The 22,555-nt window shown below is 59.9% G+C and carries 18 protein-coding genes; 10 read left to right on the top strand and 8 right to left on the bottom strand.

Going from position 1 to position 22,555, the window contains the following annotated elements:
- Nucleotides 1–134: 134 nt before the first annotated feature.
- The 3 genes from JFT87_RS22695 to JFT87_RS22685 all read left to right on the top strand — a co-directional run bounded on the left by JFT87_RS22695 (nt 135) and on the right by JFT87_RS22685 (nt 3,667).
- Nucleotides 135–407, top strand: a complete 273-nt coding sequence (locus JFT87_RS22695; protein ID WP_002552737.1) for an HU family DNA-binding protein — start codon at nt 135–137, stop codon at nt 405–407.
- 233 nt (nt 408–640) lie between these two features.
- Nucleotides 641–2,512, top strand: a complete 1,872-nt coding sequence (locus JFT87_RS22690; protein ID WP_201204714.1) for a SurA N-terminal domain-containing protein — start codon at nt 641–643, stop codon at nt 2,510–2,512.
- Between the two features lie 291 nt (nt 2,513–2,803).
- Nucleotides 2,804–3,667, top strand: a complete 864-nt coding sequence (locus JFT87_RS22685; RefSeq protein WP_201204713.1) for a DUF2242 domain-containing protein — start codon at nt 2,804–2,806, stop codon at nt 3,665–3,667.
- Nucleotides 3,668–4,061: 394 nt separating this feature from the next.
- On the opposite strand, the gene JFT87_RS22680 is transcribed toward JFT87_RS22685, so the two are convergent.
- A complete protein-coding gene (locus JFT87_RS22680; protein ID WP_201204712.1) occupies nt 4,062–5,099 on the bottom strand; it encodes an AraC family transcriptional regulator in 1,038 nt (345 codons plus the stop codon).
- Nucleotides 5,100–5,102: 3 nt separating this feature from the next.
- Nucleotides 5,103–6,233, bottom strand: coding sequence for a carbon-nitrogen hydrolase family protein (locus JFT87_RS22675; protein ID WP_201204711.1), 1,131 nt, complete (start codon nt 6,231–6,233; stop codon nt 5,103–5,105).
- Between the two features lie 210 nt (nt 6,234–6,443).
- On the opposite strand from JFT87_RS22675, the gene JFT87_RS22670 reads away from it, so the two are divergent.
- Both JFT87_RS22670 and JFT87_RS22665 read left to right on the top strand, forming a co-directional pair.
- Complete coding sequence (locus JFT87_RS22670; protein WP_201204710.1) at nt 6,444–8,483, top strand: NADPH-dependent 2,4-dienoyl-CoA reductase; 2,040 nt, start codon at nt 6,444–6,446, stop codon at nt 8,481–8,483.
- A gap of 145 nt (nt 8,484–8,628) precedes the next feature.
- Nucleotides 8,629–9,555, top strand: a complete 927-nt coding sequence (locus tag JFT87_RS22665) for a 1-aminocyclopropane-1-carboxylate deaminase/D-cysteine desulfhydrase (protein WP_201204709.1) — start codon at nt 8,629–8,631, stop codon at nt 9,553–9,555.
- Nucleotides 9,556–9,643: 88 nt separating this feature from the next.
- On the opposite strand, the gene JFT87_RS22660 is transcribed toward JFT87_RS22665, so the two are convergent.
- From JFT87_RS22660 to JFT87_RS22650, 3 genes are all read right to left on the bottom strand, one after another.
- Nucleotides 9,644–10,192 carry a cytochrome b gene (locus JFT87_RS22660; RefSeq protein ID WP_201204708.1) on the bottom strand — a complete coding sequence of 183 codons (549 nt, stop codon included), beginning with the start codon at nt 10,190–10,192 and terminating at the stop codon, nt 9,644–9,646.
- Between the two features lie 188 nt (nt 10,193–10,380).
- Nucleotides 10,381–11,208: a phosphonoacetaldehyde hydrolase gene (phnX, locus tag JFT87_RS22655; RefSeq protein WP_201204706.1), complete on the bottom strand. Its 828-nt coding sequence runs from the start codon at nt 11,206–11,208 to the stop codon at nt 10,381–10,383.
- A 152-nt stretch (nt 11,209–11,360) separates the two neighbouring features.
- On the bottom strand, nt 11,361–12,470 hold the full coding sequence (locus JFT87_RS22650; RefSeq protein WP_201204704.1) for a 2-aminoethylphosphonate--pyruvate transaminase: 1,110 nt from the start codon (nt 12,468–12,470) through the stop codon (nt 11,361–11,363).
- A 109-nt stretch (nt 12,471–12,579) separates the two neighbouring features.
- Between JFT87_RS22650 and JFT87_RS22645 the strand changes: the two genes are divergently transcribed.
- Both JFT87_RS22645 and JFT87_RS22640 read left to right on the top strand, forming a co-directional pair.
- On the top strand, nt 12,580–13,440 hold the full coding sequence (locus JFT87_RS22645; RefSeq protein WP_201204702.1) for a LysR substrate-binding domain-containing protein: 861 nt from the start codon (nt 12,580–12,582) through the stop codon (nt 13,438–13,440).
- Between the two features lie 235 nt (nt 13,441–13,675).
- Nucleotides 13,676–14,611, top strand: a complete 936-nt coding sequence (locus JFT87_RS22640; protein WP_201202023.1) for an IS110 family transposase — start codon at nt 13,676–13,678, stop codon at nt 14,609–14,611.
- 110 nt (nt 14,612–14,721) lie between these two features.
- Here the strand turns inward: JFT87_RS22640 and JFT87_RS22635 are convergent, their stop codons facing one another.
- Complete coding sequence (locus JFT87_RS22635) at nt 14,722–15,594, bottom strand: LysR family transcriptional regulator (RefSeq protein WP_201204700.1); 873 nt, start codon at nt 15,592–15,594, stop codon at nt 14,722–14,724.
- A gap of 267 nt (nt 15,595–15,861) precedes the next feature.
- On the opposite strand from JFT87_RS22635, the gene JFT87_RS22630 reads away from it, so the two are divergent.
- A complete protein-coding gene (locus JFT87_RS22630) occupies nt 15,862–17,187 on the top strand; it encodes an MFS transporter (protein ID WP_201204698.1) in 1,326 nt (441 codons plus the stop codon).
- Between the two features lie 63 nt (nt 17,188–17,250).
- On the top strand, nt 17,251–18,648 hold the full coding sequence (locus JFT87_RS22625) for an FAD-dependent oxidoreductase (RefSeq protein WP_201205319.1): 1,398 nt from the start codon (nt 17,251–17,253) through the stop codon (nt 18,646–18,648).
- A 66-nt stretch (nt 18,649–18,714) separates the two neighbouring features.
- Here the strand turns inward: JFT87_RS22625 and JFT87_RS22620 are convergent, their stop codons facing one another.
- Nucleotides 18,715–20,100, bottom strand: a complete 1,386-nt coding sequence (locus JFT87_RS22620; RefSeq protein WP_201204696.1) for a type VI secretion system Vgr family protein — start codon at nt 20,098–20,100, stop codon at nt 18,715–18,717.
- A 234-nt stretch (nt 20,101–20,334) separates the two neighbouring features.
- Between JFT87_RS22620 and JFT87_RS22615 the strand changes: the two genes are divergently transcribed.
- Entirely contained in the window at nt 20,335–21,042 is a 708-nt protein-coding gene (locus JFT87_RS22615; RefSeq protein WP_201204694.1) for a YebC/PmpR family DNA-binding transcriptional regulator, read from the top strand.
- Between the two features lie 162 nt (nt 21,043–21,204).
- On the opposite strand, the gene JFT87_RS22610 is transcribed toward JFT87_RS22615, so the two are convergent.
- Nucleotides 21,205–22,518, bottom strand: a complete 1,314-nt coding sequence (locus JFT87_RS22610) for a leucine-rich repeat-containing protein kinase family protein (protein ID WP_201204692.1) — start codon at nt 22,516–22,518, stop codon at nt 21,205–21,207.
- Nucleotides 22,519–22,555 lie beyond the last annotated feature (37 nt).

The raw sequence follows: 22,555 nt of genomic DNA, 5'->3' as shown, positions 1-22,555 counted from the left end.
GGGGCTTCCTTGACAGCTTTTTAGAGCCCTTGTTATAAAGCGGCTCTTAAGTGTCTGTAGGCCATTCAGCACTCGTTTTTGCTTTCACCAAAAAACTTAGAATCATACTCAAAATAGATATAAGGGGACTTAGAGTGAACAAGTCGGAACTGATTGATGCTATCGCTGCATCCGCTGATATCCCGAAAGCTGCTGCTGGCCGTGCGCTGGACGCTGTAATCGAATCCGTCACTGGCGCTCTCAAGGCTGGCGACTCTGTTGTTCTGGTTGGTTTCGGTACTTTCTCCGTAACTGATCGTCCAGCTCGCATTGGTCGTAACCCACAGACCGGTAAGACGCTGGAAATCGCAGCTGCTAAAAAACCAGGTTTCAAAGCCGGTAAAGCACTGAAAGAAGCTGTCAACTAAGTTCGATTCAGGTTTTTGCCTATCCGGGTCGGGGTCATGCCTGACCTGGCAGCGGAGCGGTAGTCCAGTCAGCATATCGCTGATCTGAGACACCGAGGGTCGCATGTTCGAGCCCTCGGTCCGCTCCGTCAGTTACGAGAAGGCGCATCCTCGGATGCGCCTTTCTTCTATCCGGATTCTACCCACGCTCCACGGTTGCCTAACTTTGAAGTTCAACCGTTTCTGGGGGACGCATGCTGCAGAATATCAGGGACAATTCACAAGGCTGGATTGCCAAGACCATTATCGGGGTCATCGTTGCACTGATGGCTTTGACCGGTTTCGATGCCATTTTCAAGGCCACGACGCACAGCAATGATGCGGCCAAGGTCAACGGCGAAGAGATCAGCCAGAACGAGCTGAGCCAGGCTGTCGACATGCAACGCCGTCAGCTGATGCAACAGCTTGGTAAGGATTTCGACGCTTCCTTGCTCGACGAAAAAATGCTGCGCGAATCGGCCCTCAAAGGCCTGATCGATCGCAAACTGCTGCTGCAAGGCGCAGAGAAATCGAAATTCGCTTTCTCCGAAGCTGCTTTGGACCAAGTGATCCTGCAGACGCCTGAATTCCAGGCTGACGGCAAGTTCAGTTCTGAGCGTTTTGACCAGGTGATTCGTCAGTTGGGCTACAGCCGCATGCAATTCCGCCAGATGCTGGCTCAGGAAATGCTGATCGGTCAGCTGCGCGCTGGCCTGGCGGGTAGTGGTTTTGTCACCGACGCACAGGTTCTGGCCTTCGCCCGTCTGGAAAAACAGACTCGCGATTTCGCTTCCTTGAACATCAAGGTTGACCCGGCAGCTGTGAAGCTGACCGACGATGAGGTCAAGGCTTACTACGACGAGCACGCCAAGGAATTCATGACGCCGGATCAGGTGGTCATCGATTACCTGGAGTTGAAGAAGGCTTCCTTCTTCGACGAAATCAGCGTTAAAGACGAAGACCTGCAAGCGGCCTATCAGAAAGAAACCGCCAACCTGGCCGAACAACGCCGGGCTGCGCACATTCTGATCGAAGTGAACGACAAGGTCACCGAGGCGCAAGCCAAGGCCAAGATCGAAGAAGTTCAGGCGCGTCTGGCCAAAGGCGAGAAATTCGAGGCTCTGGCCAAGGAATTCTCCCAGGATCCGGGTTCGGCGAACAACGGTGGTGACCTCGGTTACGCCGGTCCTGGTGTCTACGATCCAGCGTTCGAAAAAGCCCTGTACTCGTTGACCAAGGATCAAGTATCCCAGCCAATTCGTACCGACTTCGGTTTCCACCTGATCAAGCTGTTGGGTGTTGAAGCGCCGGAAGTTCCAACGTTTGCCAGCCTCAAAGGCAAGCTGACCCGCGAGCTGAAAACCCAGCAGGTCGAGCAGCGTTTCGTTGAGGCGAGCAAGCAACTGGAAGACTCCGCGTTCGAAGCTTCTGACCTGGCCCAGCCAGCGCAGGACCTGAAACTGACCGTTCACACTTCCGCACCGTTCGGTCGTGAAGGTGGCGAAGGTGTTGCGGCCAACCGTGCCGTAGTCACTGCAGCGTTCAGTCAAGAAGTACTGGATGAAGGTGCCAACAGCACCGCCATCGAACTGGACCCGGAAACCGTGATCGTGCTGCATGCCAAAGAGCATTTGAAGCCTTCGCAGTTGCCGTTGGAAAGCGTGGCTGCCAGCATCCGCACGCAATTGGCCAAGGAGCACGCCAGTGCTGCCGCCAAGACCAAGGCTGATGAGCTGATCGCCAGCCTGCGCGATGGCAAGACACCGCTGGACAAGGCGATCGACGGCCAGAACTGGAAAGTCACCGCAGCAGCCACTCGTGCGCAGGAAGGGGTTGACCCAACCGTGCTGCAAGCGCTGTTCCGCATGCCTAAGCCAGCCGCCAAGGACAAGCCGACGTTCAGCAGCGTGACCCTGGCCGATGGTAGCCTGGTGATCGTGCGTCTTAACGGCGTGAACGAAGCCACAGCGCCGACCGATGAAGAGAAGGCTCAATACCGTCGCTTCCTCGCTTCGCGTGTTGGCCAGCAAGACTTTGCGGCCTACCGCAAGCAGTTGGAAAGCGAAGCTGACATCAAGCGTTACTGATGGCTGACTGAGTTTTGCGCGACACAAGGACCCCGGCCGAAAGGCTGGGGTTTTTTGTGGGTGAAGCAAAAGATCGCAGCCTTCGGCGGCACCCACAGACGCGTAGGAGCTGCCGAAGGCTGCGATCTTTTGATTTTTGCCCCTGTCCATCGGGAATCCACAACCCCGCGCGACTTTTCCTGCATATAACGGTCAACACACCTGTAACCGTTTTAAGACACTAATCGATGCGCACCTAAGCATCGTTCTGTAGCACAATACGCCCCGGACCGTTTCCCCTCAGGATGTTCAATGTTTAAGTCAATTCCCATGCGTGTCGTCGGGCTGGCGCTGGTGCTAGCCGCTGCTGCCGGTTGTTCGTCGAAAAAAGCCGCCATCTATGAGCATGAGAACTTCGACGACTCCGGAACGTTTTCACGCAACTACCCGGTGAGCGATGCACAGACCTGCGAAGCCGCTCGTCGCGCCTTGCTCAGCCAGGGCTATATCATCACCAGCAGCGATCCGAAACTGGTCAGCGGGCACAAGAGCTTCCAGCAGACTGGCGAGACCCACATGGAGATCAGCTTCAGTGTGGTCTGTGCCGATGACGGCACCGAGGGGCACCACGCGACCATGTTCGCCAACGCCTTGCAGGACCGCTACGCGCTGAAGAAGACCAACAACTCTGCCAGCCTCGGTGTAGGCGTGTTGGGCTCGGTGTCGATGCCGATCGGCTCCTCCGATGATTCGATGGTCAAGGTCGCCAGCGAAACCGTGTCCTCGGCCAAGTTCTACGAGCGTTTCTTTACTCTGGTGGAGTTGTTCCTGCCGCCGGAAGCGAAGAAAGCGGCGCACATCGTCGAGAAGCCTAAAACTGACCTGGGCGTACCTGAACCCAAAGCTGCTCCTGCGCCAGCGCCGGCGGCATTGGTGCCGACGCCAGCCGCCGAGCCTGCAGCAACGCCTGCTCCGGCTGCTGAACCAGCTCCGGCCCCGGCCGAAGTGGCGCCGGTGAGTTCGGAGCCGGTGGTTCCGCCGGCAGAGACGGCGCCGATCACCCCGGCGCCAGTCGCTGAACCAGCTCCTGCCGCGGAGACCATCACTCCGCCGGCCAACCCGGACATCCCACCGCCGTCCGAGCCGATCCCGGCGATGCCTGCGTCCGGCCAGTGATCCGATCCCGTGTAGGAGCTGCGGCACGCTGCGATCTGTTGATCTTGTCCTAAAAACAAGATCAACGGATCGCAGCGTGCCGCAGCTCCTACGCGAGTATTTCGTTACATTCTCCGGACAAAAGTCCCGCGATAAATTCCTGACCGTCTGCTACGTTTTATTGATGAAGGCCGTGTTTCATTTTTCCTTCATACGGGCACTTTATGCTCGGGGCACGGGTCGATTGATCAGGCCATTTTTCAGCGAGCAGTACGGGGGATTACACGATGGACGATTACCAAGAAGAACTGCTCGAGTACCAGGCCTTTGAACTGGATCCGCCAGAGCCTGCGGAAGACGCTACCGAGCTGTAAGGGTTTGCTTGCCGCTTGTGGCTGTGGGCTTGCAGTTGCTCTTATGCCGTTTTGCGATGACTGCGGCGAAATTCGCCGGGTGTCTGGCCGTTCCAGCGTTTGAAGGCCCGTTGAAAGGCTTCGGCTGAGGCAAAGCCGAGCAGATAAGCGATTTCCCCGAACGCCAGTTCGGTATCGCGGATGTAGGTCATGGCCAGGTCGCGGCGCGTGTCGTTGAGAATTGCACGAAACTGCGTGCCTTCCTCGGCGAGTTTGCGACGCAAGGTCCAGGTGGGCAGCTTCAGGCGTGCCGCCACTTCTTCCAGGTCGGGTTCCCGGCCACCGTTGAGCAACGGCCCCAGTAACTGAGTGATGCGTTCACGCAGGCTACGGGTGCGTGTCAGTTGCTCCAGTTCCCGTTCACATAATTGCAGCAGGTGCCGCCAGGTGCTCGGGCAATGTTGCGGGTTGCGCTGGGCGAGGCTGGCCAGGCTCAGACGCAATTGATTGTGTTCGGCGCCGAACTGGATCGGGCAATCAAACACGTTGTAGGCTTCTCTATACTGCGTTTCTTCGAATTCGATCTCGATGCGTTCGGCCCGCAGCGGGGCAGGGCTTACGCTGGACAATTGCTGCAACCAGCCTGCGATGATCGAGTCCACCACGAAGCGGTTGTAGGCGTTGTAAGGGCTGATGGAATAGAACCGCAGCCATGCGCCCCGGGCGTCTTCGTGGAAACTCGACTGGCCGCGATAGTTGGACCCGTACAAGGCTTCGAAGCGAATCAGGCAACGCGCCGCTTCCCGCACCGTCGGGGCCTGGGCGGCGGTGACACCGGCCAGGCCCGCCTGACTCAAGCGACTGAGTTGACCCATGCGCAAGCCCAGCGCCGGGTCACCGGTCAGTTGAATCGCCCCGTGGCCCAGGCGCATATAGCGCGGGATAGAGAGCCGGGCGCCTGCTTCGCTCAAGCGAGCGGCGTCGAGGCCGTACTGGTCGAGTAATGGCTGAGGGTCAGCGCCATGGCTGCGCACAGCGTCGGCCAGGCTATGAACAAAGCCCACCGACAGATCCCCGAGGCGCATCGGCAGCGGTTTCATCGTTTATAACCAGAGGTTCAACAGGCGCGCACCCCGGACATTGCTGTCGGCGGAGTGCTGGCCGTTGGCGCTGAGAAAGCTCTGACCGGCGCTGCCCTTGTCCCAGAACTGCCCGCGCAGGAACACGCTGATGCCGGCGATGGCCTGGCTGCTGGGTGGTTGGGCGATCAGGGTCAGGCGATGCCAGGCCTGGCCTTCGCTGAGTTCGCCGGCCTTGAGGCTGACGGAGCTTGGCGTCGACAGGCCCTTGTAACCGCGCCACGGCTTGTCCCAGGTTCCGTGGCCGACGATGTACGCCGGGACCGCCACCAGTTGCGCGCCTTGTTCGTCGAGTTTGCGGTAGTTGTCCGGGTACCAACTGTCGCTGCCGATCAAGATGCCCAGGCGTCCGGCCGGGGTATCAACAACGTTGATCGCGTGTTTATCTTCGGCTTCCAGTACATCGCGCTGATCGAAGATCGGGTGCATCTGCCGCTGCGGCTGGCCGATCGGCAAACCGTCGCGACCGAACACCACACTGCTGTTGAACAGTGCGCCGTGGCCGATTTTCAACGTGCCATCGATAACGCTGGGCTCTGGCAGCACGATGGAGCCGGCTACCAACGTCACGTGGAATTCTTTCGCCAAACCACCAAACAGAGCCTGGTAATCCTTGGCCATGCTTTTGGCTTTCATGCGCAGGTGGGCATCATCGAGACGGCTGGCGCCCTTGGCGCTAATCAGGGCGCGGACGAACTGCAATGGATTGCTCGCCGCCAGCCAGTTCATCGCTTCCTGGAGCGTGCTGGCCTGGTACAGCTCATCTTTCTCGCCGCTGACCATCAGCCAGGTGCCGACATGTTCCGGCAGCACGACGATGGTTTTTTCATTCAGCAGGCCCTGGTCCTGGGCTTTTTGCAGATAGGCCGCGAGCTTGCGGTGCAGGCGCTCGGGGCTTTGGTAGTCGGTGGGGAACAGCTCGGGCTGGATACCCAGCAGGTTGCCGCGATCGGCCGGTGTGCCTTGATCGACCGCCAGATTGATTCGCAGGTCCGACAGGTAATGACCCGCCGGACGGTCCGCGGCCCACATGGCGTAGGTCGTGAGGGCGGCGATCAACGCCATGGAAAATGTCAGGTACAGAAGTTTACGCATGGGAAAGCAGTCAACGGCCGTGTGCGGGATTCGTCGACTAGGGTAGGGCCCACGCCGACGCTTGCCAAGGGGCGCTGCACATTTGGATCAATAAGTTGTCAGTTACGGTCATTGAGAGACGGCGGCGCGACTCTTAGTCTGTCCAACATGACTGACGGGGGCCGAAGAGCTCCTGCACTTTTTCCGTGATCGCTCGATGTGGAGTTACCGATGGCCGCCGCTCATTACCCGCACCTGTTGGCCCCGCTGGACCTGGGTTTTACCACGCTGCGCAACCGCACCCTGATGGGCTCGATGCACACCGGGCTTGAGGAAAAGCCCGGTGGCTTCGAGCGCATGGCGGCGTATTTTGCCGAGCGTGCCCGAGGCGGCGTTGGCCTGATGGTCACGGGCGGTATTGGCCCGAACGATGAGGGCGGCGTTTACTCCGGCGCGGCCAAACTGACCACCGAGGAAGAAGCCCTCAAGCACCAGATCGTCACCCGCGCGGTGCATGAGGCGGGTGGCAAGATCTGCATGCAGATCCTCCACGCCGGTCGTTATGCCTACAGCCCAAAGCAAGTCGCACCAAGTGCGATCCAGGCGCCGATCAACCCGTTCAAGCCCAAAGAGCTGGACGAGGAAGGCATCGAGAAGCAGATCAGCGATTTCGTCACCTGCTCGGTGCTGGCACAAACCGCCGAGTACGACGGCGTCGAGATCATGGGTTCCGAAGGTTATTTCATTAACCAGTTCCTCGCGGCCCACACCAACCACCGCACCGACCGTTGGGGTGGCAGCTACGAAAACCGCATGCGCCTGCCGGTAGAAATCGTCCGCCGCGTACGCGAAGCAGTCGGTCCGAACTTCATCATCATCTACCGCCTGTCGATGCTCGACCTGGTGGAAGGTGGCAGCAGTTGGGAAGAAATCGTCACGCTAGCCAAAGCCATCGAGCAGGCCGGCGCGACCATCATCAACACTGGCATTGGCTGGCACGAAGCGCGGATTCCGACCATCGCCACCAAAGTGCCGCGAGCGGCGTTCAGCAAGGTCACGGCCAAGCTTCGTGGCTCGGTGAGCATTCCGCTGATCACCACCAACCGTATCAACACCCCGGAAATCGCCGAGCAGATTCTGGCCGAAGGCGATGCCGACATGGTGTCCATGGCGCGGCCGTTCCTCGCGGACCCGGACTTCGTCAACAAGGCTGCCGCTGGCCGCGCCGATGAAATCAATACCTGCATCGGCTGCAACCAGGCCTGCCTGGACCACACCTTCGGCGGCAAGTTGACCAGTTGCCTGGTTAACCCGCGGGCCTGCCATGAAACCGAGCTCAATTACCTGCCGGTGCAGCAGATCAAGAAAATCGCCGTGGTCGGTGCCGGCCCTGCGGGTCTGTCCGCTGCAACCGTGGCTGCGGAGCGTGGCCATCAGGTGACGTTGTTTGATTCGGCCAGCGAAATCGGTGGTCAGTTCAACATCGCCAAGCGCGTGCCGGGCAAGGAAGAGTTCTTCGAAACCCTTCGCTACTTCAACCGCAAGTTGCAGACCACCAATGTTGAGGTGTGCCTGAACACCCGCGTGGACGTGGCGCAATTGGTCGCCGGCGGTTACGACGAGATCATCCTTGCCACTGGCATCGCGCCGCGTACCCCGGCAATTCCCGGCGTCGACAACGCCAAGGTGTTGAGCTACCTGGACGTGATCCTCGAGCGTAAACCGGTGGGCAAACGCGTCGCAGTGATTGGCGCCGGAGGTATTGGTTTCGACGTCTCGGAGTATTTGGTTCACGAAGGGGTTGCCACCAGCCTGGACCGTGAAGCGTTCTGGAAAGAGTGGGGTATCGATACGCATCTGGAAGCACGCGGCGGCGTGGCCGGCATCAAGGCCCAGCCTCATGCGCCGGCCCGCGAGGTGTTCCTGCTGCAACGCAAGAACTCCAAAGTCGGCGACGGCCTGGGCAAGACCACTGGCTGGATTCACCGGACCGGTTTGAAGAACAAGCAGGTACAGATGCTTAACAGCGTTGAATACCTGAAAATCGACGACGAAGGCCTGCACATCCGCATCGGCGAAACCGGCGAGCCGCAAGTGCTGCCGGTGGACAACATCGTGATCTGCGCCGGGCAGGACCCGTTGCGTGAGTTGCAGGACGGTCTGGTGGCGGCCGGGCAGAACGTGCATTTGATTGGTGGCGCGGACGTGGCGGCGGAGCTGGATGCCAAGCGGGCGATCAATCAGGGTTCGCGTCTGGCAGCCGAACTTTGATTTCGCAGGCCTAGCGTGCCAATGGCTATCGCGAGCAGGCTCACTCCTACAGGTGGACGCATTTCAAATGTAGGAGTGAGCCTGCTCGCGATGGCTGCTTATGAGCGACTAGAATGCTGGCTCTGTCCAGATCGAATCGACGCTCATGTTTTTGCCTCCCTCCGATTGGCTACCCCAAGCCCCTCTCGAATTACTCTCGCTCGACTGGCTGGCCGCCGCCAATGTTGAAGTGGCGATCCTGCGCCTGGACCAAATCGACCCGCTGATCAGCGGCAACAAGTGGTTCAAGCTCATCGAACACCTCAACGCCGCCGACCGTACCGGTGCCGACGGCATCATCAGCCTCGGCGGCGCTCACTCCAATCACCTGCACGCATTGGCTGCAGCAGGCAAACGCTTCGGCTTCAAAACCGTTGGCCTGCTGCGCGGTCATCCGCAAGACACTCCGACCGTAAAGGATCTGCAAGACTTCGGCATGCAGCTGCACTGGTTGGGTTACGCCGGTTACCGCGCGCGGCACGAGCCGGGTTTCTGGCAGCCGTGGCAGGTGCAGTACCCGACATTGCAAGCGGTGCCTGAGGGAGGCGGCGGAATACCCGGGGCATTGGGCTGCGCAGCGCTTAAGGTTCAGGTCGATGCGCAATTGCGCAATCTGGGCTGGAGCGATTACCACGGTTGGTGGCTGGCTTGCGGCACGGGGACGACATTGGCGGGGCTGGTGCTGGCCGAGGGCGGTGAGCACCCGGTGTATGGCGCGTTGGCGGTGCCGGAGGCTCACGGTGTGGCGCCGCAGGTTGAGGCAATCCTCCAGGAAGCAGGGATGGCCAATGCAGGGTATGAATTGATCGATGCCTGTCGTGGCGGTTTTGCCAAGGTCGATGCCGGACTGCTTGAATTTATCGACCGTAGCGAGCAGGCGAGCGGTGTGCCGCTGGAACCGCTTTACACCGCCAAGGCGTTATTGGCGCTCAAGAGTCACGTCGAGGCGGGCGGATTTGCCTGCGGCACTCGGCTGATTTTCGTCCATACCGGCGGATTGCAAGGGCGCCGGGGATTCAACCGCGTCCCCTGATTGCAGCGTATTTCTGTCATGAGTGGATTTATTGTGAAGAGGGGATAAATCCCCTCTTCACAATGAATCCAGCTGTTCCAAAAGCGTTTTAGCCGCGTTTGGGCATCATCCGCAGCAGCGTGTTATCGCCCACCACGTAATGGTGATAAATCCCCGCCAGCGCATGCAGGCCGATCAGCCAGTACCCGATGGTGGCGATCAGCACATGCCAGTGCTCCACTTGCTTGGCGTAGGCCTTGTCCTCACTCACCAGCAGCGGCAGGTCGAAACCGTAGAACATCACCTGATGCCCCTCGGCGCTGGTGATCAGCCAGCCGAGAATCGGCATGCTGATCATGAACAGGTACAACGCCCAGTGCATCAGCCGCGCGAGCACGGTCTGCCATTGCGGCGAAGCCGGGAAGATCTTCGGCGCCGGGCCGAGGCTGCGCGCGAGCAGGCGAAACCATACCAGCACGAACACGGTCAGGCCGAGCATGTAATGCACTTCGCGGATCAGCGTGCGCCCGCCACTGCCCTTGGGAAAGATGCCGCGAAATTCCATGCTGGCGTAGACCAGCACCAACAACACCAGCATCAGCCAGTGCAACAGGACCGACACGGTGCTGTAACGCGATTCGGAGCTTGTCCACGGCATACGGTGTTTCCTCACAGATCAGGGTCGATACCGGCCGTTCTTGTGCGACGGCATGCTTTAACTGTAATCCGCTTTGGCGGATTTGCCTGAAGCTGATCGGACTTTCAATGCTCTGAATCACGGGTTTCATCAAAAAAACGCCAGCGTCGTGTGGACGCTGGCGTTTTTGTTTGCAGTGGGCAGGGCAATCAGTTGGTTTGCGGCATTTCGCCGTTGGCCAGACGCTTGTTGATATCGGCTATCACTTGCGGCAAATCGCCGATGGTGTCGATCATGTAATGCGGGCGTGAGCCTTCGAACATGGCGTGGATACGCTTGCGCTCGCTGGCCAGTTCCTCGCTGCCGAGGGCCTGATAACCCGCGTAGTCCAGGCCCAGCGCGTTACCGGAGCAGATCAGCGCCACGGTCCACATGCCGGCGCGGCGACCTTCAAGAATGCCCGGCACGGTATCGTCGATCTTCACGCAGGCCGCAACATCATCGATCCCCAGGGCAATCACGTTGGCCAGGGCCTGAGCCGGCCATGGACGGCCGTTCGGCACCTCGTCGGTGGCGACCACGTGATCGGCGATGTAGCCGTTGGTGGCGGCCAGTTCCACGACTTTGTCCATGACCTGTTTCGGGTAGCCGGAGCAGGAGCCGATCTTGATGCCTTGCTGGCGCAGATTGGCGATAGTTGCCAGAGCGCCGGGGATCAGCGCCGAGTGCTCGGCGATTTTTTCGATTTGCAGCGGCATGAAGCGCTTATAGATGGCGGTGACGTCATCGTCGGTCGGTGTGCGGCCGAACGCCTTGCGATAACGCTCGGCGACTTGCGGCTGATCGCACAGGGTGCGGATGTGGTCCCACTTGCCCATGCCCATCGGCCCGCGAGCTTCTTCAATGGAAACCTGAACGTCGAACTCGGCGAAGGCTTCGACAAAAATCTGGGTCGGCGCGAACGAACCGAAATCGACCACGGTGCCGGCCCAGTCGAGGATGGCGGCTTGGAGTTTGGTTGGGTTGGTGTAGTTCATGGTGATCAGAATCCTGTGGCAACTGGCTAATGAAGGGCTGCTTTTGGTGGGAGCGGGCTTGCTCGCGAAAGCTGTGTGTCAGTCGACATCAATGTTGAATGTCAGACCTCTTTCGCGAGCAAGCCCGCTCCCACAAGGGATGGCGGTGTGATTTAGATTTCGAGGACTTCCATTTCCTGCAGCACCTCGGCAATCGCCGCCACGGCCGCGTGCATCTCTGGCGGATTGACGTGGCCGATGCAGCCGACACGGAAGGTCTCGACCTGGGTCAATTTGCCCGGATACAGAATGAAACCCTTGGCCTTGACCCGTTCGTAGAATTCCTTGAACTGGTAGCGCGGGTCTTTCGGCGCATGGAAGGTGACGATGATCGGCGCCTGGATCGCGGCCGGCAGGAAGCTGCGCAAACCAAGTTTGGCCATGTCATCGAGCAGCACCTGGCAGTTGTTGGCGTAGCGCTGATGCCGCGCCGGCAAACCGCCTTCTTCGTTGTATTGCAGCAGGGCTTCGTGCAGCGCCGCGACTACGTGGGTCGGCGGGGTGAAGCGCCATTGGCCGGTCTTGGCCATGTAGGTGTGCTGGTCGAACAAGTCCATCGCCAACGAATGCGAGTTGCCGGCGGCATTCGCCAGGGATTCTTTGCGAGCGAAGACGAAACCCATCCCCGGCACACCTTCCAGGCATTTGCCCGAGGCGGCGATCAGCGCGTCGAACGGCACCTGCTGCGCATCGATTGGCAGGGCGCCAAAGGAACTCATCGCGTCGATGATCAGGCGCTTGCCCTGTTGCGCAATAACCTGAGCGATTTCCGGCAGCGGGTTGAGGATGCCGGTGCTGGTTTCGCAATGGATCAGCGCGACGTGAGTGATGCTCGGATCAGCCCGCAGCAGGCGATCAACGTCAGAAGCGGTGGTCGGTTCGTCTTCGGCGGTTTCGAAGGTGCTGAACGGGCGGCCGAGCACTTCGCAGATCTTCGCCAGGCGTTTGCCGTAGGCGCCGTTGATCAGCACCAGGACTTTACCGTCGCGAGGCACCAGCGTGCCGATCGCTGCTTCGACGGCGAAGGTGCCGCTGCCTTGCAGGGGTACGCAGTGGTGACTGTCGGCACCGTTGATGATCGCCAACAGTTGCTCGCAGAGGCTGGCGGTCAGTTGGTTGAAGCGGTCATCCCATGAACCCCAGTCGACCATCATCGACTGACGGGTGCGGCGCGACGTGGTCAATGGGCCGGGGGTGAGCAGGATGGGTTCGGCAGTACTCATTCTCGTGTCCTCGCAATCGATGGGATGAACCTACGGGGCTTAAATTGCAATTTGCCGTCGCATCAATCAAATTGTTTGTTGTTATGCCAGCCATCAGCGAGATTTATTCATGAATCTGTTTCAGCTTCGCGCATTCGACGCGGTGGCCCGCGAGGGCAGCTTTACCCGGGCCGCCGCGCGACTGTTCATCAGCCAGCCGGCGGTCACCGGGCACATCAAGGCGCTGGAGGAGCACTACCAGATCACCCTGTTGCGCCGTACCGCCCGGCGGGTGGAGTTAACGGAGGAGGGCACCAAACTGGCGGCGATCACCCGGGCGATGTTTGGTCTCGCCGAAGAGGCGCAGGTGATGCTGGAAGCCAACCGGCAATTGCTCACCGGGCGTCTGGAAGTGGCGGCGGACGGGCCGCACATGGTCATGCCGATGCTCGCCAGTTTGCGGGCGCGGTATCCGGGAATTACCGTGAATTTGCGCTTGGGTAACGCTCAGGAAACCTTGGCGGCGTTGTTGTCCGAGCATGCCGACGTGGCGGTGCTGACCGAGGTCGAACCGCGCAAGGGCCTGCATCTGCAAGCGTTGAGTGAATCGCGCATTTGCGCGCTGGTGCCGGCGGCGCACCCGTGGGCGACGCGATCTTCAGACGTGAAACTCAAAGAGTTGGATCAGGTGATCATGGTGTTGCGCGAGCCGAGTTCGATTACTCGGCGTACATTTGATGAGGCGTGCAGTCAGGCGAAGGTCAGCCCGCGGGTGTTGCTGGAACTGGATAGCCGTGAGGCGGTGACCGAGGCTGTCGCCGCTGAATTAGGCGTAGGGGTGGTGTCGTCGGTGGAAGTCAGCCATGACCCGCGGGTGGCGGCGGTGCCGATTTTGGGGGAAGGGTTGGTCAATCGGCACATGATCGGGTGCATGGAACGGCGGCGGGATTTGCGCTTGATTCAGGCCTTCTTCGGCTTGGCCCCAGCCTGAAACACCGTGGCGCTCCTTTCGCGAGCAGGCTCGCTTGTATGTTTAGACTTGAAGGGGTGGGCTGGACTACAGACTCGATTCTGACTCTGACCAGTACAGACCGTGGGAGACTTCTCGTCCCGCCCTTTCTACCCAAAGCGCCGATAAGGAATTCATCGGTAAACCGACGATAGAGACAAGCCAGCGCAACGGTAGACCCCAACAAGCTCTTAAACCCTAGCTCCGAGGATTCGTCATGACAATCCTTACTTCGCAGACGGTTGTTGGTATCGATATCGCCAAGGCCGAAGTCGTTGTCTATCGTGCTGACCTGGAAACAATTGAGTCGGTCAAAAATGATCGAGCCGCCCTCAAACGTTGGCTCAAAACTTTGCCTGCGCAAAGCGCTATCGCTGTTGAAGCCACCAACATCTACCACTTGGAGACTGTTGATCTGGCTCATGCGATGGGGCATCAGGTCTATGTCGTAGATGCCTATCGAGTTAGCCATTATCGTCGCGGGGTCGGTCAACGGGCCAAAAATGATCCCTGCGATGCCCGCGTGCTCGCGCGTTATTTGACGAATGAGCAATGTAAATTGCGGCTTTGGAACCCGCCACCCAAGGCCTATACCGTACTGAAAAGCTTGCTGCACAGACGCGCGACGTTAATTCAGAACCATACGGGGCTTATGTTGAGCTGGGCCGATGAACCCTTGCTGAAAAAAGAGCGTGCCGCTCAGCAAAAAGCATTCGAACGATCCGATCAGGTCATTCAGAAACTGCTGCGCAAGGTCAGCAAAGAGGCGGGTATTGAAGACAATATTGACCGCTGCAAAGCGATCGAAGGCGTGGGAGAACTGACGGCGACTGGGTTGGCAACGACCTATATGCGCGGTGACTTTGCCAATAGCGATGCCTTCATCGCGTTTTTGGGTATGGATCTGACAGTGGACGATTCGGGTAAAAAGAATGGCCCGAGATTCCTGACCAAAAAAGGAGACCCGGAGATCCGTCGGTTGACGTACAACGCCGCGATGGCGGCGAGTCGCTCAACGAAGTGGAAACCATTTTACGAGTCTTACCTGGCCAGAGGCTTCTCGAAAACACAGGCGTTAGTGGCCCTTGCTCGCAAGCTCTGTCGAGTGGCATTCGCCCTGATGAAAAATCAGGGCGAATACCGATTAGCCTGAGATTTTAGGGTTGCTGGCCAACATAGAATCTCCCACATTCGACCGCGTTTTTTCTGGAGGAACCGGTTCCAACGTGGGAGCGAGCCTGCTCGCGAAGGGGCCGGCCCTGATTACGCCAGGCTCTCGCGAACCATGTCGAGAAACGTCGCCACAACACGCCGCGAACTCTGCTCACGCAAACACACCAGTGTCTCCGTCAGCCGTCGGGTGCAGTCGATGATGGGCAACGCACACACCCGCGAATCCGCACCAAATTCCGCCGCCGACACCACCCCGACGCCAATGCCGACGACAACCGCCTCGCGCGCCGCTTCTCGGCCTTCGACCTGAATCGCCGGACGAATGCGAAACCCCGCCCGGGCCATTTCCTCTTCCAGTGTCTGCCGCGTCACCGAACCGTGCTCACGCAACACCAGCGGTGTGTCATCGAGATCCGCCAGGCAGATTGATTCACGCTCGGCCCACGGATGATTGCGCGACACGAACGCCACCATCGGATCGTTACGCAGTGGCACGCACAGCAAGCGTTCATCGCTGACATCGCGCCCCAGCAACGCCAGATCCGCCTGATAGTTGAACAGGCGAAACAGCGACTCATCGGTGTTGCCGGTTTCGATTTTCACGCTGATGCCCGGATAGCGTTCGCAGAACCGCGCGATCTGCGGCAACACGTGCACCGGCGCATCCACTGCCAGAATCAGGCTGCCAGTCTGCAAGGCCTGGGACTCCTGCAACAGCTCCTGGGCCTCTGCCTCAATCACAAACAGGCGCTGGGTGATCGCCAGCAAACGCTCGCCGAGGTCCGTCAGGCGCACGGAACGCTTATTGCGGTGAAACAGCAAGACGCCAAAACGCTCTTCGAGTTTGCGCACCTGGTCGGAAATCGCCGGTTGCGTGAGGAAAAGGCGCTCGGCGGCTTTGGTGAAGCCGCCGTGCACGGCCACGGCGTGGAAGGCTTTGAGCTGGGCGTGGGAGACCGACATCGAACCTCCAGTAACAAGCTGAACTTATATTGGAAATACGATAAATCGATTTCACTTATTAATCAGTAATTGTTTTTATCGGCCTCAGCCCCGGTGACTGGTCAGTCGAACAGCATCGGGCGCCATGAGTCTGTGCGTGCAACAGCAGGACTCATCTGACCGATATCGCCTCAGGGAAGCAGCGATATCGAAGTGCTCAACAATAAAAAAACAGGCGTTATTTCTTAATTTCTGCCGGCACACTCACACCCTGAGGTCAGAACCACAATGAACAATCCCATCGGCACCATCAAGCGTTGGCGCGTGCAGATCTTCGCGATCACCTGGCTCGCTTACGCCGCTTTCTACTTCACCCGCAAAGCGTTTTCCGTGGCCAAACTGGGGATCGGCGAAGACCCTACCTTCCTGCTCGACAAAATGGCCATGGCCAACCTCGACGCGATCTATCTGGCGGCCTACGCCATTGGCCAATTCACCTGGGGCATCCTCGCCGATCGCTTTGGCCCACGGGTCGTGGTGCTCGGCGGGTTGCTGATTTCCGCCGCGGCCGCGGTGGTGATGGGCAGTTTTGCCACGTTGCCGATCTTCGCTACTTGCATGCTGATTCAAGGGTTGGCCCAGTCCACCGGATGGTCGGGACTGTGCAAGAACCTCGGCAGTTTCTTCCCCGCCGAACAGCGCGGGCGGGTGCTCGGGTTGTGGAGTTCCTGCTACGCCTTTGGTGGATTGGTGGCTTCACCATTCGCCGGTTGGTGGGCCTACACACTGATCGGCACCTGGCACGCGGCGTTCTTTTCCAGTGCGGCGGTGGTCGGCGTGGTGGCGGTGCTGTTCTTCTTTCTTCAGCGCAACAAGCCTGAAGACGTCGGCTTGCCCGCCGTGGAGCCAGAACCGGAGTTGAGCGTCGAAGCGGCCTACGCACAAAGCCAGATCAGCGTTTGGGAGCCGTTAAAGGAAATCCTGCGCAACCGCACCGTGCTGGTACTCGGGCTCTCGTACTTCCTGCTGAAACCGGCGCGTTACGCGATTTTGCTCTGGGGGCCGGTGATTGTTTTCGAACAAATGCCCTCGGTGGGCAAGGTCGGCGCGGCGATCATTCCCACGTCTTTTGAACTGGCCGGGCTACTCGGGCCGATCATGATCGGTTTGGCCTCCGACAAGCTGTTCGGCGCCCGGCGGATGCCGGCGTGTGTGATCAGTCTGTTGGCGCTGACGGTTTCCCTGGCGCTGTTCATGGGTGCCTTGCACACCGGCAGCGTGTTGATGGTGGTGGCGCTGTTGTTTGTCATGGGCCTGACCCTTTACGGGCCGGACTCGATGATCAGCGGCGCGGCGGCGATTGATTTCGGCACGGCCAAGGCCGGCGCCACGGCGGCGGGTTTTGTGAACGGCTGCGGTTCGGTCGGGGCGATTCTCGGTGGTTTACTGCCGGGCTATTTCGATTCGGTCACGGTGTTCATCGTCTTCGCCGGTTGCGCGATGTTCTCGGCGTTCGTGCTGATCCCGCACTGGAACAGCCGCCCGGCGGGCTTGCAAACCGACTCCACCTTCGTGCCCAACCAGCCGATCAGCATCAAACCCCTGCGTACCTGAAACCCTTTTCCTCGCGGCCTGCTGCACTGGCGGCAGGTTGGCGTGTGGACATCTGACTGGAGAATCCCGATGAGACCCTTTTGGCTGGAGCAAGCCTTGAAGGCCGATGCATCCGCAACTTGCCCGGCGCTGGACGGCGACACCCGCGCCGACGTCTGCATCGTCGGCGGCGGCTACACCGGGCTGTGGACCGCGATCATACTCAAGGAGCAAAACCCCGAACTCGACGTGCTGCTGATCGAAGCCGACATCTGCGGCGCCGGCGCCAGTGGGCGCAACGGCGGATGCGCACTGTCGTGGTCGGCCAAGTACTTCACTCTTGAACGGTTGTTCGGCGTCGAAGAAGCGGTGCGGCTGGTCAAGGAGTCGGAGCGCAGCATCCACGCCATCGGTGCGTTCTGCGAACAGTACGGAATCGATGCCGATTACCGCCTCGACGGCACTCTTTACACCGCGACCAATCGCGCCCAGTGCGGCTCGACCGACGCGGTGATCGCCGCGCTGGAACGCAACGGCATCAACTCCTTTACTCAGCGACCGGTGGCGGATGTGCAGCGCATGGCCGGGTCCGGCAAACACCTGGAAGGCTGGTTTTCCCCGGCAGCGGCTAGCGTACAACCGGGCAAACTGGTGCGCGGCTTGCGCCGGGTGGCGTTGCAACTCGGTGTGCGGATTCATGAAAACACCGCGATGACCGGGCTGGAGGAGGGCACGCCGGCGGCGATTCACACTCCGAGCGGCGCCGTCCGTGCAGATCGAGTGGTGTTGGCGATGAACGCCTGGATGGCCCGGGCCTTCCCGCAGTTCGAACGCAGCGTGGCGATTGTCTCCAGCGACATGCTGATCACCGAACCGCGCCCGGAGTTGCTCAGTGAAATCGGCTTGACCAGTGGCGTCACGGTGCTTGATTCGCGGATTTTCGTGCACTACTACCACAACACCCCGGACGGCCGGATCATGCTCGGCAAGGGTGGCAACACCTTCGCCTACGGCGGGCGGATGTTGCCGGTGTTCGATCAACCGTCGCCCTATGCCGGTCTGTTGCGCAGCAGCCTGACGGACTTCTTTCCGGCATTTGCCGAGGTCAAGGTCGAGGCCACCTGGAACGGTCCCTCGGATCGTTCGGTCACCGGTTTGCCGTTCTTCGGCCAGATGAGCGCCAGCGGCAACGTGTTTTACGGGTTTGGTTATTCCGGCAGTGGCGTCGGTCCGTGCCACATGGGCGGGCAGATTCTCGCCTCGCTGGTGCAGGGCCTGGACAACCCGTGGACCCGCTCACCGCTTATCAACGGCCCGCTGGGCTATTTCCCGCCGGAGCCGATCCGCTACCTCGGTTCGCTGATGGTGCGCAACGCGATCCGCCGCAAGGAACATGCGGAAGACCACGGCCGGCGCCCCCGTCATCTGGACGTGCGCCTGGCAAAATTTGCGGCAGCTGCCGGCAAAGCCGACAAAGGCTGAGCGCTGTAAACACTCAAAAAATGCTCCGCGTTGCACCGATAAACACAACCCTGCTCCTGCGTGGATTCAGGAGCGGTTGATCAGCCACTCGAGTAACAAGCTGCTGTCGCTGGCTGGCGGCGCTTCCCTCGGTGGATCGTCGCGTAGCGCTCCCATGCACAGAATTGGTCGATCCGGGTCACTGTCGAGAAAGCTCACCCAGACTTCGCTGCCTGCGCGGGGCAGTTCGTGTGCAGCAATCCGGCCATGGGCGGTGGTCAAGGCGATTGGCAGCCAGATCCCTTGCTCACACCGGGCCGTTGGTGCTGGCCACAGACTGACATGGATTCGTCCTTGTTCATCAAGCGTGGTCGGCTGCCCAAGGGCACCGAGGACGCGGGCCAGGTGATAACCGGGAATGCTCGGTCGCGGCTGTTTAAGCGCCGGGCGAAAATCCGTTGACCAGGGCAGGGCGGTGAAGTCGTTGTGATAGCGATACGCGATGGGCGTCGGGTCAAGAATCGACGGCTGTTGCCCTTTGTGGCGCAGTTCGGTGATCAACCACTGTTCGTTGAACCCGCTGACAGGGTGGTCGGTGACTTGCAGCAAGTGACCACTGCGCAAATCGGTAGCGTCGCTGCGGCCATGGATCGAACGATATTGGCAGCGCTGGCGTTCGAGATGGCGACGACTGCGTTGTTCCGCATGGCGTTGTTGCGCAGACACCGACGTCACACCTGGCTGGGCCACGGTTTGATTGGCGGCATCTTCGCTGACGGCCTGTTGCCCGCGGTTGCGCACCGGATGCAGGACCGTGAGCTGGGTACTGTCATGGCGTTGAAACAGGCTGCTGACACCCGGCGATTGCTCTTGGTCATCGCTATTGAAGGGGATCATTGTGGGGGCTTGAGGCAGGCTCAGGCTGTCGTCGGCAAACACCACGACATGCCCGCCGGGCCCATGTTCAAAGTGATAGTGAATGCCTTCTTCCTCGCACAACCGTTGCAACAGCGCCAGGTCGTTTTCCTCGTACTGGATACAGAACTCACGACACGGATAGGTACCGACGCTCATCTCGATGCGCCAACTGCCTGCCGGCAGGCCATGTTCGGCGAGTAACTGCGCGAGGATCGATGGCACGCTCGACTGCACAAATAGGCGACGTCGCAGCGCCTGCGCCAGGCCTTGCAGATAGGGCACCAGCACCAATCGATAGCCGACGCGGTGGGTGCCGCGATGTTCGCACGAGACGTTGTGGATCAGGCCATGCACGCCGTGATGTTCGCCCATGCGCAGAAACGCCGGCTGATTCAGCAGCGTATCTGGCGTGACGGCAGGCGCCAGGCCCATCACTTCCACTTCGAACCGGAACGGCTGATTCAGCGCTTCCTCGCCACGAAAGCGCAGCACCGGCAGGCATAACCCGCTATCGGTCAGGGTCAAGGTGAAGGGACTTTCCTTGTCGTTGTGCATCGCGTGTGCTTCTGCCATGTCATACGGGGCGCAGAGGGTACGAAACCACAGCCCTGAATAGTCATCGCAAATCGACTTTTCAGAATCCTCCTACAAGCACTGTTGAAGATGTCGACGCGTCCTGTCGGTGTACAGGATGGAATTTTTGGTCGATTGCCGACTTTAGGCCGTATAAACTTGCCGCCATGCGTCGGCCAATAGATGTCTCGGCGCCACAGATCAAGAGAGTGAGTAATGGGCGCACAGTGGAAGGTTAAACACAAAGAAGCGGCATCCAACGCCAAGGGCAAGATCTTCGGCAAACTGGTGAAAGAAATCACCATTGCTGCGCGTAACGGCGCTGATATCACCACTAACGCACACTTGCGTCTGGTGGTTGAACAGGCCAAGAAAGCCTCGATGCCCAAGGAAACCCTCGATCGCGCGATCAAGAAAGGCGCGGGCCTGTTGGGCGAAACCGTGCAATACCATCGCGTGACCTACGAAGGCTTCGCCCCGCATCAGGTGCCGCTGATCGTTGAATGCGTGACCGACAACATCAACCGTACCGTCGCTGAAATCCGCGTGGCATTCCGCAAGGGCCAATTGGGCGCGTCCGGTTCGGTGTCCTGGGACTTCAACCATGTCGGCATGATCGAGGCGTCCCCGGACAGCCCTGACGCCGATCCGGAAATGGCCGCCATCGAAGCCGGCGCCCAGGATTTCGAACCGGGTGAAGAAGAGGGCACGACCCTGTTCCTGACCGAGCCTGCAGACCTGGACGCGGTGCAGAAAGCCCTGCCTGAGCAAGGTTTCACCGTGTTGTCGGCCAAATTGGGCTACCAGCCGAAGAACCCGGTCAGCGGTTTGAGCGACGAGCACATGGCTGAAGTTGAAGCCTTCCTCGAAGGCCTCGATAACCATGATGACGTGCAGGACATGTTTGTCGGGTTGGCGGGTTAAGCGTTTACAGCATTGACAGCTTTGTTGTTTGACAGGCCGTCTTCGCGAGCAAGCCCGCTCCCACAGTTGATCTGTGTTGGTCACACATTATGTGCACGACACAAAACCACTGTGGGAGCGGGCCTGCTCCGGGCGGCGATCCGACGAATGACTGCGAAGCGGTCACCGGCCATTCAATTCCCGCACAATCTCGCTAAAGCCCGGCCGCGCCAGTACATCTGGCTGACAGCAACGCTGCTCAAGGTCCTCCAGCGTCACCCGAGCTTCGTCGCTCAAGCCTGAGTCGATGCGCGCCAGCAGTTCCCCTAACAGCACCCCGAACGCCCGCACTTCGATCCGTTGCAGCGCGCGAGTTTCAAGGTTGTCCGTGGTGGCGTGGAAAGACGCACCGCCAAAGTCGCCCAGCAGACAGTCACCGTGCTCGTTCCACATAATGTTGTGGCCGTAGAGATCGCCGTGGGTGATGCCTTGTTCGTGCAAGTGCTCTGCCGCGCTAGCGATGCCACGGGCGATGCGCAATGCCACGTCCGCGCTGAACCGAGTGTCATCGGTGTAAACGTCACGGCTGCAGGACGCCAGGCTTGGCAACGCCGCGAGGTTGCGATAACTCGGGTCAATCAAATGCATCACCAGCCCGGCCTGGGCTTGCGGATGGTCGACAATTCGCCCTTCGATGCGGATCAGGTTGGGGTGCAGGCCTGCGGTGATGCAGGCGTTCATTTCGTGTAGCGGCGAGCCATCGCTGGTCATTTCGCCTTTGTACAGTTTTACCGCGACCTGAGTATCCGCTTGCCCCGGTCGTTGCCAGGTAGCGCGATGAATCACCCCCGAAGCGCCTTCACCGAGTTTTTGCTCAAGGTGCAGCTCTGACCACGGGATGCTCGGCGTGGCCTCAAGGGCGGCCGCATCGGCTTCGGTTTCCAGCGGGTTACCGGCGTAGGCCAGCCAGGTCAGGGCCGGCAGGCTCAGCAGCCACTCAGGCAGTTCGGTGAAGCGGTTGGCCGAGATGCGCAACAGTTCCAGTCGATGGCATTGAACCAGGCTTTCGGGCAATTGCTGCAAGTGGTTGCCGGCGAGCATCAGTTTTTGCATGAGCGGACGTTCACCCAACTCGGTCGGCAGTTCGCTGATGCGGTTGTCGGTCAGGATCAGCCAGCGCAGCAGCGGCGGCAGGGCGGCGGCCGGCACCTGTTCGATGCGGTTGGCCCTGAAGCCGATCATGCTCAGCGCGGCGCATTGACCCAGGCAGGCCGGCAGCTCGGTGAACTGGTTGTCCGAGCAGAACAGAATTCGCAGACGAGTCAGGCGGTGCAGGTCGTCCGGCAGGCTGCTCAAGGCGTTGCCGCTAAGGTTGAGTATCTCCAGCGAATCCGCCAGGTCGAAGATTTCCCGGGGGAACTCGGTCAGGCCGCAGACCAGGTCCAGACGGGTGATGCCTGCCAGCTCACCGGCTCGCAGTTGTGCAAGGGTGTGCATGTAGGTGTTCACTTTTGAAAAGGACAAGCGCAAGGCG

This window comes from Pseudomonas sp. TH15 (genome assembly GCF_016651105.1).
Classification (GTDB): Bacteria; Pseudomonadota; Gammaproteobacteria; order Pseudomonadales; family Pseudomonadaceae; genus Aquipseudomonas.
Note: the sequence above shows the minus strand (reverse complement) of the source record. Positions and strands in the feature narration are given on the sequence as shown.